9 protein-coding genes are annotated in these 12,696 nt (G+C 64.9%); 6 read left to right on the top strand and 3 right to left on the bottom strand.

Annotated features, from left to right (window positions below; genetic code table 11):
• Nucleotides 1-7: 7 nt before the first annotated feature.
• The 4 genes from AAFN55_RS20960 to AAFN55_RS20945 all read left to right on the top strand — a co-directional run bounded on the left by AAFN55_RS20960 (nt 8) and on the right by AAFN55_RS20945 (nt 2,393).
• The gene (locus AAFN55_RS20960) at nt 8-268 is read left to right on the top strand and encodes a hypothetical protein (protein ID WP_347800912.1); all 261 of its coding nucleotides are present in this window, start codon (nt 8-10) and stop codon (nt 266-268) included.
• An 86-nt stretch (nt 269-354) separates the two neighbouring features.
• Entirely contained in the window at nt 355-966 is a 612-nt protein-coding gene (locus AAFN55_RS20955) for a LysE family translocator (protein ID WP_347800911.1), read from the top strand.
• A 22-nt stretch (nt 967-988) separates the two neighbouring features.
• Nucleotides 989-1,417, top strand: coding sequence for a hypothetical protein (locus tag AAFN55_RS20950; RefSeq protein WP_347800910.1), 429 nt, complete (start codon nt 989-991; stop codon nt 1,415-1,417).
• A 325-nt stretch (nt 1,418-1,742) separates the two neighbouring features.
• Nucleotides 1,743-2,393: a DUF1062 domain-containing protein gene (locus AAFN55_RS20945; protein WP_347800909.1), complete on the top strand. Its 651-nt coding sequence runs from the start codon at nt 1,743-1,745 to the stop codon at nt 2,391-2,393.
• 4 nt (nt 2,394-2,397) lie between these two features.
• Here AAFN55_RS20945 and AAFN55_RS20940 read toward each other — a convergent pair whose 3' ends face one another.
• Nucleotides 2,398-2,673 carry a hypothetical protein gene (locus AAFN55_RS20940; RefSeq protein WP_347800908.1) on the bottom strand — a complete coding sequence of 92 codons (276 nt, stop codon included), beginning with the start codon at nt 2,671-2,673 and terminating at the stop codon, nt 2,398-2,400.
• Between the two features lie 123 nt (nt 2,674-2,796).
• On the opposite strand from AAFN55_RS20940, the gene AAFN55_RS20935 reads away from it, so the two are divergent.
• The gene (locus tag AAFN55_RS20935) at nt 2,797-7,566 is read left to right on the top strand and encodes an NAD-glutamate dehydrogenase (protein WP_347800907.1); all 4,770 of its coding nucleotides are present in this window, start codon (nt 2,797-2,799) and stop codon (nt 7,564-7,566) included.
• Nucleotides 7,567-7,705: 139 nt separating this feature from the next.
• Complete coding sequence (locus AAFN55_RS20930; RefSeq protein ID WP_347800906.1) at nt 7,706-9,076, top strand: MFS transporter; 1,371 nt, start codon at nt 7,706-7,708, stop codon at nt 9,074-9,076.
• Between the two features lie 146 nt (nt 9,077-9,222).
• On the opposite strand, the gene purH is transcribed toward AAFN55_RS20930, so the two are convergent.
• A complete protein-coding gene (purH, locus tag AAFN55_RS20925) occupies nt 9,223-10,839 on the bottom strand; it encodes a bifunctional phosphoribosylaminoimidazolecarboxamide formyltransferase/IMP cyclohydrolase (RefSeq protein WP_347800905.1) in 1,617 nt (538 codons plus the stop codon).
• 79 nt (nt 10,840-10,918) lie between these two features.
• Nucleotides 10,919-12,562 carry a heparinase II/III family protein gene (locus tag AAFN55_RS20920; RefSeq protein ID WP_347801062.1) on the bottom strand — a complete coding sequence of 548 codons (1,644 nt, stop codon included), beginning with the start codon at nt 12,560-12,562 and terminating at the stop codon, nt 10,919-10,921.
• Nucleotides 12,563-12,696 lie beyond the last annotated feature (134 nt).

Genomic DNA, 12,696 nt, shown 5'->3' with positions numbered 1-12,696 from the left:
GACGCTGATGGATGGCGATTTCGTTCGCCTGAAAACCTTCGAAACCGAGATGGAGGCGCAAATCTGCGTCTCCATGCTCCGGGCTTACGGCATTCACGCCTACTTTCCCGCCGGCTTCATCGACCTCACCGGTAATCCCAGAGCGCGCGGCACCGGGGTGCCGGTCATGGTGCATCGTTCCGACGTGGGTGATGCGCTGGCGCTTCTGGCGGATGTGCGGCGCAATGGAGAGACGCCCGAACCGGGCGACGTCACGGACGAAGCCTGAGCGGCGCCCAGACCTCGCCTCATCCGGTGCGGATTGACATGCCGTCAGCGACAGAGATGATACCCTCATCCGATGGAGCGTTCGTCATGGATCCGGCCTTCCTCATCACCGCGCTCGTCGTGGTCGCCTCGCCCGGTACCGGGGTGATCTATACGCTCGCGGTGGCGCTGGGGCGTGGGGCCGCCGCATCCGTCTCCGCCTCGTTTGGCTGCACGCTCGGCATCGTGCCGCATATGGCGGCTGCTATCCTCGGCCTTGCGGCGCTCATGCACACGAGCGCGGTGCTGTTCCAGATCGTGAAGTTCGCGGGCGTCGCCTATCTGCTCTGGATGGCGTGGAACACGCTCAAGGAGAAGGGCATGCTGAGCGCCGAGCCCGAACGCGCCCGGCTCTCGCATGGCGCGATCATCAGGCGGGGTGTTCTGACCAACATCCTCAACCCGAAACTGTCGATCTTCTTCCTGGCGTTCCTGCCTCAGTTCGTCCCGGTCGGCGATCCCGCGCCGACACTCACCATGCTCTGGCTGGGCTTCATCTTCATGGTGATGACCTTCGTCGTCTTCGTTATCTACGGCCAATGCGCGGCGCTGGTGCGCGGCAAGGTGCTCGGTAGCCGCACGGCGATGGCATGGCTGCGGCGCAGCTTCGCCGCCGCTTTCGCGCTTCTGGGACTGCGCCTGGCGTTTACGACGCGCTGAGGCGAGGACGGGTTACCCGCGCATGATGAGCCGCACGCATGATCTGACGCTCAAATGGACCACGGTCACCCAAGATGCCGACGACATCTCCTTCTGGGACATGATCGTTTCCGGGCAGTCTCTCTATCACGCGTTTGGCTCGGGCAACGTCTGCATCCTCGGATCAGTGAGACTCGAATTCGAGCCAGCCGTCATTGATCGGCTGCTCTTGGTCGAACCAGGCGATTATCCAAGCGGACGGGTGGCGCTGTATGTCTGCTCGTATTGTGCTCACCTCGATTGTGGCGCCATTTCGGTTCAGATCACGCGCGAGGGCCCCCACATCGTATGGAGCGACTTTCGGGATACCCATCGCCACGACGAGGAAGGCTTCGAAGCCATCGACGCGGTTGGACCGTTTCGGTTCGAATTCGCTGCTTACCGGGATGCGTTGCTGGGCAGGACGCGCTGATCCTAAGATCGAGCTCCTGCAACGCGGCGGGCGGTATCTTCAGAGGGCATCAGCACAGAGTCTTGCCGTTTCTGCGATCCCGATTTATTGAGGCGGTCTCGAAACCCGCACGGATAGACGCGTTTTGCCTCAGTAACGACCGGTCTCACCAACATTCCCCATGCGGGCTGCGCACAGACGTGGCCTGGAGATCGTTATCGTTCGTCGGGGCGGTGGTTCGAGACCGGTATGGCATCGCCATGAGCTTCTCCGGGCATCCCTCAGATCAAGCCGTTTTCAGCGCAGCCGCACCGCGCCTCCATTGAGGCCCTCGACAAAAGCCGTCTTGCCGGACTTCCCCAAGGGAAGGGCAAGCGCTCATGTCGGGCACCCTCACTGTTATCTGGACATCGTATCCACCACATCACCCGTACTTCTCCTGCATTGCAGCCGCTGCGACGGGGACCGTCATTTCACCAGCAGCGGCAAGTTCCGCCTCAACGCCAATGGCAAGAAGCTGGATGCCTGGCTCGTCTATCGTTGCGATGCCTGTGACAACAGTTGGAACCGCTCCATCTTCGAACGAAGAAGCCGGAGCGAGATCGAGCCGGCGCTGATCGAATCCCTGCACGCCAATGATCCCGTTCTGGCTGGGCGTATCGCCTGCGACCTCTCGGGCACGGGATTGCGAGTGAGCCGGTCCGAAACCACCATTCTCAGGCAGGCGCTCGCGCCGATTTGTAAGGAACCGGAAGTGCTGGTCATCAACATCGCACTGGCTGCGGGACCGAGCGGGCGGGCCGACAGACTGATCGCACACGGGCTTGGCCTGTCGCGCGGTGAGGTGGAAGCCCTCGCATCCTCAGGGCGTCTCGTTATCGCGGATGCCGGCAGGAAAGCCCTTTCGCGGCCGCTGCGGAATGGAATCTGGGTAACACTCGACGTATCCGGACGAGCGGACAGGTCCGCAATCGCCGCGCGGGCGAGGGGCGAGTGACCTCCTACCGCGCCATCGCGTGGTATTCGGCGTTCGGGCGCATGTCGATGGCGGCGGCCACGCGGTTGGACATGTTGAAGAAAGCGGCCGTCGAGGCGATGTCCCAGATGTCGCGGTCGGTGAAGCCGGCGTCGCGCCGCTTCTTCTCGTCGAAGGCGTAGGAGAGGAGCGCGTTGGGGACCAGGCCGAGCTTCTCCTCGCACTTGGCGAAGTAGGCCTTCGTGTCGCTGGAGAGGTCGCCGGCTGGCGCGAGATCCAGCGCGGTCACTCGATCGTCCATCGCGTCATCACCCTTTAATCGTTTCGCTTCAGTTTAGCCCGCGAATGGCCCTTGCGCGGGTCGCTAAATGGCCTTTGTCTGCTACGATACAGACAAAAAGCAGGTTCGGGAGAGGGATTCGTCATGGCAGCGGGCAAGAAGGCGTCGTCATCCGCAAAGGAGGCGAAGGGCGCGGCTGCGCTTAAACTCGCCGATCTCCTGAAGGCGCGTGCTCCCGCCGAGGACATCGCCGAATACGACCTGCCCGTCGTCGAGCATGCCGCCTCGCTCGCCTATGCCGCGCTGAAGAAGCATCGCCGCGGCGACAGCGTCATCGCGATCGACACCGATCCCACCATCGTGCGCAGGGGCAGGCCGCTGACGGTCATCACCGTCGTCAACGACAACATGCCCTTCCTGTTCGATTCGATCCTGGGCGAGATCACGGAGACGGCGGGCGAGCCGACGCTCGTGCTGCATCCGGTGATCCTCGTCAAGCATGACAGGGCCGGCGTGGCGCAGCTCATCGGAGACGGTTCGGCCGGCCGATCGGAGCCGGATGCCGATCGCGTCAGCCTGATCCATGTCCATGTCGGGCGGCTGGGCGAAGAGGCCGCACGCACGCTCAAGGCGCGCCTCGCGCATATCCTGACGCAGGTTCGCGCGGCGGTCACCGACTGGAAGCACATGCTTGCCCGGCTCGACCAGGCGATCCACGATTTCCGCTATGCGCCGGTGCCGCTCAACCGGGACGACGTGACCGAAGCGATCGCGTTCCTCGAATGGCTGCGCGACGACAATTTCACCTTTCTCGGCATGCGCGAGTTCAAATATTCGGGCGGCGAGAAAAGCGGCACGCTGGAGCGCTCGAAGAAGACGGGGCTCGGCATTCTCGCCGATCCGGACGTTCTGGTGTTGCGGCGCGGCACGGAGGCGGTCACCACCACGCCTGAAATCCGCGCCTTCCTGCATGGGCCGGAACCGCTCATCGTCACCAAGGCGAACGCCAAGTCGGTGGTGCACCGCCGCATCTATCTCGACTATATCGGCGTCAAGACGTTCGATGCGAAGGGCAAGCTGACGGGCGAACTGCGCATCGTCGGGCTGTTCACGTCCACGGCCTACACGCGCTCGGTGATGAAGATCCCGTATCTGCGTTCCAAGGTGAATGCGGTGATCGCGAAATCGGGCTTCGATCCGGGCGACCATTCCGGCAAGGCGCTGACGAACGTGTTGGAATCCTATCCGCGCGACGAGCTGTTCCAGATCAGCGTGCCGATCCTGCGCAAGCATGCCGAAGCGATCCTCGCGCTGGGCGAGCGCCCGCGCGTCCGCGTCCTGTTTCGCGTCGACCAGTTCGACCGCTTCGTGTCGGTCATCGTGTTCGTGCCGCGCGACCGTTACGATTCGCATGTGCGCGAACGCATCGGCACGTTCCTGAAGACGGTGTTCGACGGGCGCCTGTCGGCCTATTATCCCGCATTCCCTGAAGGCGGGCTGGCGCGTGTCCATTTCATCATCGGGCGTTCCGGCGGCAAGACGCCGAAGGTCGTTGCATCGACGCTCGAGGCCGGCCTGCGCTCCATCGTGCGGACCTGGGAAGATGCGCTGCGTGATGCTGCGTCCGACGGCCAGACCGTCCCCGATCTCCTCTCGATCGCCAACCGGCTGCCGCAGAGCTATCGCAACTCGTTCTCGGCGGAAACGGGCCTGCGCGATGCAGGCCGCATCGCGACGATCAGCGAAGCGAGCCCGATCGCGATCGACTTCTATCATCTGCAGGATCACGACCAGACCGGCGCCGCGCTGAAGATCTACCATCGCGGGGAACCGGTGGCGCTGTCGCGGCGCGTGCCGCTGCTGGAGAATATGGGGTTCCGGGTCATCTCTGAACGGACCTTCGAGATCCGCCCCGGCGATGGTGACGTGCCCGTCTTCATCCACGACATGGAACTGGCCAACGCGTTCGGGCAGCCGATCGATCTCAGCGACGGCGGCGAATTGCTCGAAGAGGTCTTCCTGTCGATCTGGCGCGGCCAGACCGACAATGACGGCTATGCCGCCCTCGTCCAGACGGCCGGCCTGCGCTCGGCTCAAATCCAGCTTCTGCGTGCCTATGGGCGCTATCTGCAACAGGCGGGCATCCCGCAGAGCCAGGATTTCATCGCCGCCGTCCTCAACCGCTATCCGGACATCGCGCGTGCGCTGTTCGAGCTCTTCGCGGCACGGTTCGACCCAACTCTCCAGAAGGAAAGCGAAGTCACCGCGAAGCACCTCAAGGCCGCGATCAAGGATGCGCTGGACGAGGTTCCGAGCCTCGACGACGACACGATCATTCGCCGCTACCAGAACCTGATCGAGGTGTCGCTGCGCACGAACTTCTACATGGGCGAGACCGACGCGCCGCGGTCGCTGGCGATCAAGCTCGATTCGCGTTCGATCACCGGCCTTCCGGAGCCGCGCCCGTGGCGCGAAATCTTCGTCTACGGGCCGGAGGTGGAAGGCGTGCATCTGCGCTTCGGATCCGTCGCGCGTGGCGGCCTTCGCTGGTCGGACCGCGCGCAGGATTACCGCACCGAGGTGCTCGGCCTCGTCAAGGCGCAGCAGGTGAAGAACGCCGTGATCGTGCCGGTGGGCGCAAAGGGCGGGTTCTTCCCGCGCAAACTTCCGGCCGGCGCCAGCAGAGGCGCGATCTTCGAGGCAGGCAAGAGCGCCTATGTGAACTTCGTGTCGAGCCTCTTGTCGATCACCGACAATCTGCATGACGGCAAGGTGGTGCCCCCCTCTGACGTGATCCGCCGGGATGGCGACGATCCGTATTTCGTCGTTGCCGCCGACAAGGGCACGGCGACCTTCTCCGACACCGCAAACGCCATCAGCCAGGCGCATGATTTCTGGCTCGACGACGCGTTCGCGTCCGGCGGCTCGGCCGGCTACGACCACAAGAAGATGGGCATCACGGCGCGCGGCGCATGGGAGGCCGTGAAGCGTCATTTCCGCGAGATGAACAAGGACATCCAGTCGGAACCCTTCACCGTCGCCGGCGTCGGCGACATGTCGGGCGACGTCTTCGGCAATGGCATGCTGCTCTCGCCCTGCATCAAGCTGGTCGCCGCCTTCGATCATCGCGACATCTTCATCGATCCGACGCCTGACGCGGCCTCGTCCTTCGGGGAACGCCAGCGTCTCTTCGACAATCCGCAGCTCAACTGGCAGGATTACGACCGCTCGAAGCTTTCCGAAGGCGGCGCGATCATCTCGCGTACGCAGAAGTCGGTGTCGCTCAGCGCGCAGGCGGCGGAAGCGATCGGGCTCGGCAAGACGACCGCATCGCCGAGCGAGATCATGAACGCGATCCTCAAGATGCCGATCGACCTTCTCTGGTTTGGCGGCATCGGGACCTATGTGCGTGGCGCGGCGGAATCGAACGCGGATGCCGGCGACCGCGCCAACGACGCCATTCGCGTCACGGCGCGCGAGGTTCGCGCCAAGGTGGTCGGCGAGGGCGCCAATCTCGGCATGACCCAGCGCGCCCGCATCGAATACGGGCTGGCCGGCGGGCGCTGCAATTCGGATGCGATCGACAATTCCGGCGGCGTGAACTCGTCGGACGTCGAGGTCAACATCAAGATCGCGCTCGCAGCCGCCATGCGGAAAGGATCGCTGACGCGGCCCGCCCGCAACAAGCTTCTGGCCGACATGACCGAAGAGGTGGCGGCGCTCGTTCTCGCCAACAATTACGAGCAGACGCTCGCCATCTCGCTGACGCGTCGCCGCGGACTTGCCGATCTCGCGCATCAGGAACGCTTCATGCAGGCGCTGGAGGCGCGGGGGCTGCTCGACCGCGCGGTGGAGGTTCTGCCGGGCACGCAGACGCTCGCTGAGCGAGAAGCGCGGGGCGAACCGCTGACGCGGGCCGAAATCGGCGTGCTGCTCGCCTATGCCAAGATCGTGCTGTTCGACGACGTGGTGGCGAGCGATCTGCCGGACGATCCGCATTTCGAAACCGACCTGATGAGCTATTTCCCGGGCAAGATGGCCAAGAAATACGCCGCCGAGATCATGGGACACCGGTTGCGCCGCGAGATCATCGCCACCGTGCTCGGCAACGACGCGATCAATCGGGGCGGGCCGTCCTTCATCAGCCGCATGCAGGATTTGACGGGGCGGTCGGCCGCCGATGTGGTGGCGGCGTTCGCCGTTGTGCGCGACGGGTTCGACCTGCCGGCTCTCTATGCGGAGATCGATGCGCTCGACACCAGGGTCGAGGGCGATGTCCAGCTCGAGCTCTACTCGTCGGTCGGCAGGCTGGTCCATTCCGCGACCGCCTGGTTCCTCAAAAACGACGACAATTCCGCATCGCTCGCAACGCGAATCGGCCGCCTCAGGGATGCGCGCAAGGCTCTGGACGGCAAGATCCCCGCCATGTTGCCCGACTTCACGAAAGAGCGGCTTGCCGATCGGGCGCACGGGTGGTTCAAGGCGGGCGTGCCCGAGAAGCTCGCCCAGCGCATCGCCTTCCTCAACATCGCGGAGCTGATCCCGGACATCGCGCGGGTGGCCGAGCTTGCGAAGGCCGATCTGGTGGCCGCCGCGCACGCGTTCTTCGGCGTGACGGATGCGTTCCGCGTCGGGCGGATTTCGGATGCAGCGCGCTCGATAACGCCTGCCGACTATTACGACGGGCTGGCGCTCTCGCGCGCTACCGAGACGATCGGCACCGCGCGGCGCGGCATGGCGGTGTCGGCGCTTGCCGGTTTCGGCAAGGAGGCCAAACCTGTCGAGGCCTGGCTGGAGGCCGGGGGCGAGCGTCTTGCACGCACGCGGGACCGGCTCCAGGCGCTGACGGAGGGCGGAGATCTCACCGTGTCGCGTCTGACAGTAGCGTCCGGCCTGATGTCTGATCTAAGTTGATGCATGTCGCCCAGAAGTGGGAACCGGTTTTGGGGCAACGACATGCATAAAAACAGGGACCTGAAGCGCGGTAAGCGAATCTGAAAGATCGCGAAGCGCTTTAGATCGAGGGCAGCTTCGGCCCGGGGGGACGGACATCATGGACGAGACAAAACGCGTGCCGCGCCGCGGCATCTGGGGATGGATGTTCTTCGACTGGGCGGCGCAGCCGTTCTTCACGGTCGTGACCACCTTCATCTTCGGCCCCTATGTCGTCTCGCGCATGGCGAGCGATCCTGCGATGGGGCAGGCGGCGTGGGGCTACGGCATCGCGATCGCCGGTTTCGTCATCGCGATCCTGTCGCCCGTCCTGGGCTCGATCGCCGACCAGACCGGCCGCCGCAAGCCGTGGATCGCGTTCTTCGCGGTCATCAAGATCGCGTGCCTCTGCGCCCTGTGGTTCGCCGTGCCGAACTCACCTCTCGTGCCCGTCATCCTGGTGTTCTCGCTGGCGTCGATCGCGGCCGAGTTCTCGACAGTCTTCAATGATTCCATGATGCCGAGGCTCGTCTCCAAGAAGGAGATCGGTCGCGTGTCCAACATCGCATGGGGGCTCGGTTATCTCGGCGGCATGATCGTCCTGATCTTCGTCGTCGCGATGCTCGCGGCATCGCCAGACACCGGCAAGACGATCATCGGCGTCGATCCCCTGTTCGGCCTCGACCCCGTACAAGGCGAAGACGCGCGGGCGACCGGTCCGCTCTCGGCGATCTGGTATCTGATCTTCATCCTGCCGATGTTCTTCTTCACGCCCGACGCGGCGAAGGGCAAGGCCATCGGCCCGGCCGTGCGCAGCGGCCTGGCCGAACTCAAATCCACGCTTGGCGAGGTGCGCCAGCGCAGCGGCATCCTGCGCTTCCTGATCGCGCGCATGATCTATCAGGACGGCGTCAACGCGCTGCTCGCGCTGGGCGGGGTCTTCGCCGCCGCGATGTTCGGCTGGTCCGTCACCGAGATCGGCATCTTCGGCATCATCCTCAACATCGTCGCGATCTTCGGATGCTGGATCGCGGCGAGGATCGACACTGCGCTGGGCTCGAAGACGGTCGTGATCATCTCGCTCGTCTTGCTGATGGTCGCGACGATCGGCATCATTTCGACCGGACCGGGCTTCACGCTTTTCGGCGCGCTCATGCTGCCGGGAGAGGACAGCGGCGGGCTGTTCGGCACGCCCGCCGAGATCGCCTACATCCTGTTCGGGTTGCTGATCGGCATCGCATTCGGTCCGGTTCAGGCGTCGTCGCGGTCCTATCTCGCGCGCAGCGTCGAGCCCGAGGAAGCGGGTCGCTATTTCGGCATCTACGCGCTCGCCGGCCGGGTGACGAGTTTCCTCGCCCCGTTCATGGTCGCGACGGTGACCGCACTCAGCGGGTCGCCGCGCCTCGGCATGTCGATGATCCTGATCTTCCTGATCGGCGGCTTTCTGGTTCTCTTGCGCACGCCCTATCCCGCAGCGCAGCCCAGGAATTAGAGGGCGCCGCACCCCCTCCACCATGCGAAGCATGGTCCCCTTCCCCCGTAAACGGGGGAGGATCTAAGGTCGAGATAGGCCTCAACGGCGGATCCTCCCCTGCGAAGCGGGGAGGTGGCCCAGAGGGCCGGAGGGGGCATTTTGCATCAATGCCGGAAGTGGCGGACCCCGGTGAACACCATCGCTATGCCGTGTTCGTCGGCTGCGGCGATCACCTCGTCGTCGCGCATCGAGCCGCCCGGCTGGATGACGGCTGTCGCACCCGCTTCGACGGCTGCAAGCAGCCCGTCGGCAAACGGGAAGAAAGCGTCGGAGGCGACGACCGAGCCCTTGGTCATCGGCTCGGAGAGACCAGCCGCCTCGGTCGCGTCGAGCGCCTTGCGCGCGGCGATGCGCGATGAATCCACACGGCTCATCTGGCCCGCGCCGATGCCCACCGTGGCGAGGCCCCTCGCATAGACGATCGCGTTCGACTTGACGTGCTTGGCCACACGGAAGGCGAAGCGCAGATCGGCCATCTCCTGTTCGCCGGGCGCGCGCTTCGTGACGACCTTGAGATCGAGATCGTCGATGACGGCATTGTCACGTGATTGGACGAGCAGGCCGCCGGCTACGGACTTCGCCATCATGCCCATGGTTCGCGGGTCGGGCAGGCCGCCGGTGACCAGCAGGCGCAAATTCTTCTTGGCGGCGACGATCGCCGCAGCTTCCGCCGAGGCTTCGGGCGCGATGATCACTTCGGTGAAGGTCTTGACGATCTCTTCGGCGGCTTCCGCATCGAGGAGCTTGTTGAGCGCGACGATGCCGCCAAATGCCGACACCGGATCGCAGGCCAGCGCCTTGAGATAGGCATCCCTGAGCGTCGAGCCTTCGGCCACGCCGCACGGGTTCGCGTGTTTGATGATCGCGACGGCGGCGGTGCGCGCCGGATCGAACTCGCCGACCAGCTCGAAGGCCGCGTCGGTGTCGTTGACGTTGTTGTAGGAGAGCTGCTTGCCCTGAAGCTGGCGCGCGGTGGCCACACCGGGGCGCTTGTCGCCATTGACGTAGAAGCCGGCTTTCTGGTGCGGGTTCTCGCCGTAGCGCATCACCGTTTCCAACTTGCCGCCGAATGCGCGCCATGTCGGGCTCTCGATCTCCAGAGCCTCTGCGAACCAGCCGGAGATTGCCGCGTCATAGGCGGCCGTGCGCGCATAGGCCTTGGCCGCGAGCTCCTGCCGGAAGCGGTAGGGCGTCGCGCCGTCGTGGTCGCCAAGCGTATCGAGGACGCGGCTGTAGTCAGCCGGGTCTGTGACGATCGCCACATAGGCGTGGTTCTTGGCCGACGCGCGGACCATGGCCGGACCACCGATATCGATGTTCTCGACGATCGAGGGGTAGTCGCCGCCCGCCGCGCGTACGTCCTCGAAGGGGTAGAGGTTGATGACGGCCAGATCGATGCTCTCGATGCCATGGGCGTCCATCGCCGCCATGTGTTCGGCATCGTCGCGGATCGCGAGCAGGCCGCCATGGACCGATGGGTGCAGCGTCTTGACGCGCCCGTCCATGATTTCCGGGAAACCGGTGATGTCCGAGACGTCTTTCACGGCGATGCCGGCGTCCGCGATCGCCTTGGCGGTTCCGCCTGTCGAGACCAGCTCGACGCCACGATCGGCGAGCGCTCTGGCGAAGTCGACGAGGCCGGTCTTGTCGGAGACGGACAGGAGCGCCCTGCGGATCGTCACGAGATCGGGTGCGGGGATTTTCTTCGACGCAACGGCCATGTCGGGCAGTCTCCGGCAGGTTCCAAGGGATGCCGGGGGCCGTAGCACAGGCCTGCCAGAATGCAAACGTCGAAGCGCGCTACATCCGCACGAAACGCCAGTGGATTTCAGGATGCTCCGAGGCCTTGAAGGACAGCACGAGCTGGCGGCTCTTTCGCGGTCCGCCAAGGCCCGCAAAGAACAGTGATTCCTCGACTTCAGCCGCGATCTCCTCGCAGGAGAACTCCCAGCGATCGGCGTTGGGCGCGCCGAGAACGAGGTCGTTGCGGCGGTTCTGGAAGAGCGAAATCTCAGGATGGAGATGGAAGCGGACAACCACCAGGTCGCGGCCGTTGGGTTTGGCGATCTCGCCACCCTTGCGGAAGATACGATCGATCCCCTCGATCATCGCGCCCGACGCCGACAGGGAAATCTCCCGCTCGTGATAGAGCGCGAAGCGCGCGGCATAGCCGTCATGGCGCGCGACGAAGGCCTGGATGCCGCTGGAATCCATGCGGCGGCAGGGCACGTGCTGCGGGCCGTTGATTAGGGGTGCGCCGATGACACCGCCAAAGCCGCGCGGCAGCGCGAAGCGGGCGGACGACGTGTCGTTCAGCGTCGCCGTCGAATGCGCTGCGGTGGAGCGCGACAGCGGACGAAAATCGTCGGCGCCATAGGTGTCGACGCCGCAATTGACGATGAAATGACTACGGCCCGACGACATTTCGAACGACAGGCACCCCGCCTGTGCCGCCTGCGAGACGGTCGGTGCAGGCGCCGCGCCCGTATCGGCGATGATGGTGGTGCCGCCCATCGACAGGCGCTCATAGCCGGAATGCGGCGCATGCAGGAGCGGCGAGCCTGCGGTGTCGTCATGATGCAGGATAGCGGCGATGCGGTCGTGGCTGGTCGCGCCCATGCCGTTGAAGCGGGCGAGCGTGCCGTCCTGATGGCGGAAGAACCGCAGGCACGGCAGCATCCGTTCGACCGCGCCGATCAGCGCCTCGGGCGGCGCTTCCGCCTGGTTCGAGTAGGTTTGTCTCAGCGGAAGCAGATCGGCCAGAAGCTCGAGCACGGCTTCGGGGCTGCGCGAGACATGACCGCCATCCGGCAGGATCTGCGTGTCGAGTTCGAGCGACAGCAGCCGGGAGGCCGAGCGCAGCGCCGATGTCGGCGCGGGCAGCGACAGCGCCGCGAAGGCCAGCGCGATGCGGGCCCGAAGCTTCTCCTCGCCATCCGCCATTTCCGGCGTCATGGCGCGCAGATAGCGGATCTGGATCGCAAGGCTCTTCAGGAAGGCGCGATAGAAGGGGAACTCCGCGCCTTGCAGCACGACGGCCGAATGCTGCAGCCAGGCGATGATGCGCCGCGCGGTGATCGCCGGGTCCCAGGCGACGCCGCCGATCCTGCGGCCGTGCATGGTGATCCAGTCGCTGACCAGCGCGCGCGCATTGGCGGCGGCAAGCTCGGTCTCTGCGGCGCGCATGTGGCGGAGCCAGCGGAAGCCGTGCAGTGCGGACAGCCAGGCCGGATTGACCACCTCCATCGTGAAGGGCGATGCGCCATCCGCATCGACCATGTAGCCCGCGAAGGGGAAGCGCCCGTGGTAAATCTCGTGGGCGATCTGCGGATCGGCAAGGCGCAGGTCAGGTGGTGCGATCAGGACGCGCTCGGGCGTGCGGCCGGTGAAGCGCCAACGATAGAGCGGCCCGACGCGCAGTCGCCCGCGCATCCTTCGCCACATCGTGGAGGCGACAAGCGCCCAAATCTGCGGGGAGTCGCCCCTCGCAACCGCCAAAGCTGAAAACCTCCGAATCGCCGTCCCGGGCCGACGATTGTGCGGATAGGGTAAATGATTCAAGAATTTGTGCGAAGTTG

The organism is Mesorhizobium sp. CAU 1732 (assembly GCF_039888675.1).
Lineage (GTDB): Bacteria > Pseudomonadota > Alphaproteobacteria > Rhizobiales > Rhizobiaceae > Aerobium.
Note: the sequence above shows the minus strand (reverse complement) of the source record. Positions and strands in the feature narration are given on the sequence as shown.

Bases quoted from the DNA above. Each gene is read 5' to 3' on its own strand.
- AAFN55_RS20930 (WP_347800906.1), top strand. From the start codon at position 7,706: ATGGACGAGACAAAACGCGTGCCGCGCCGCGGCATCTGGGGATGGATG.
- AAFN55_RS20960 (WP_347800912.1), top strand. From the start codon at position 8: ATGGATGGCGATTTCGTTCGCCTGAAAACCTTCGAAACCGAGATGGAG.
- AAFN55_RS20950 (WP_347800910.1), top strand. From the start codon at position 989: ATGATGAGCCGCACGCATGATCTGACGCTCAAATGGACCACGGTCACC.
- purH (WP_347800905.1), bottom strand. From the start codon at position 10,839: ATGGCCGTTGCGTCGAAGAAAATCCCCGCACCCGATCTCGTGACGATC.
- AAFN55_RS20940 (WP_347800908.1), bottom strand. From the start codon at position 2,673: ATGGACGATCGAGTGACCGCGCTGGATCTCGCGCCAGCCGGCGACCTC.
- AAFN55_RS20935 (WP_347800907.1), top strand. From the start codon at position 2,797: ATGGCAGCGGGCAAGAAGGCGTCGTCATCCGCAAAGGAGGCGAAGGGC.
- AAFN55_RS20920 (WP_347801062.1), bottom strand. From the start codon at position 12,562: ATGTGGCGAAGGATGCGCGGGCGACTGCGCGTCGGGCCGCTCTATCGT.
- AAFN55_RS20955 (WP_347800911.1), top strand. From the start codon at position 355: ATGGATCCGGCCTTCCTCATCACCGCGCTCGTCGTGGTCGCCTCGCCC.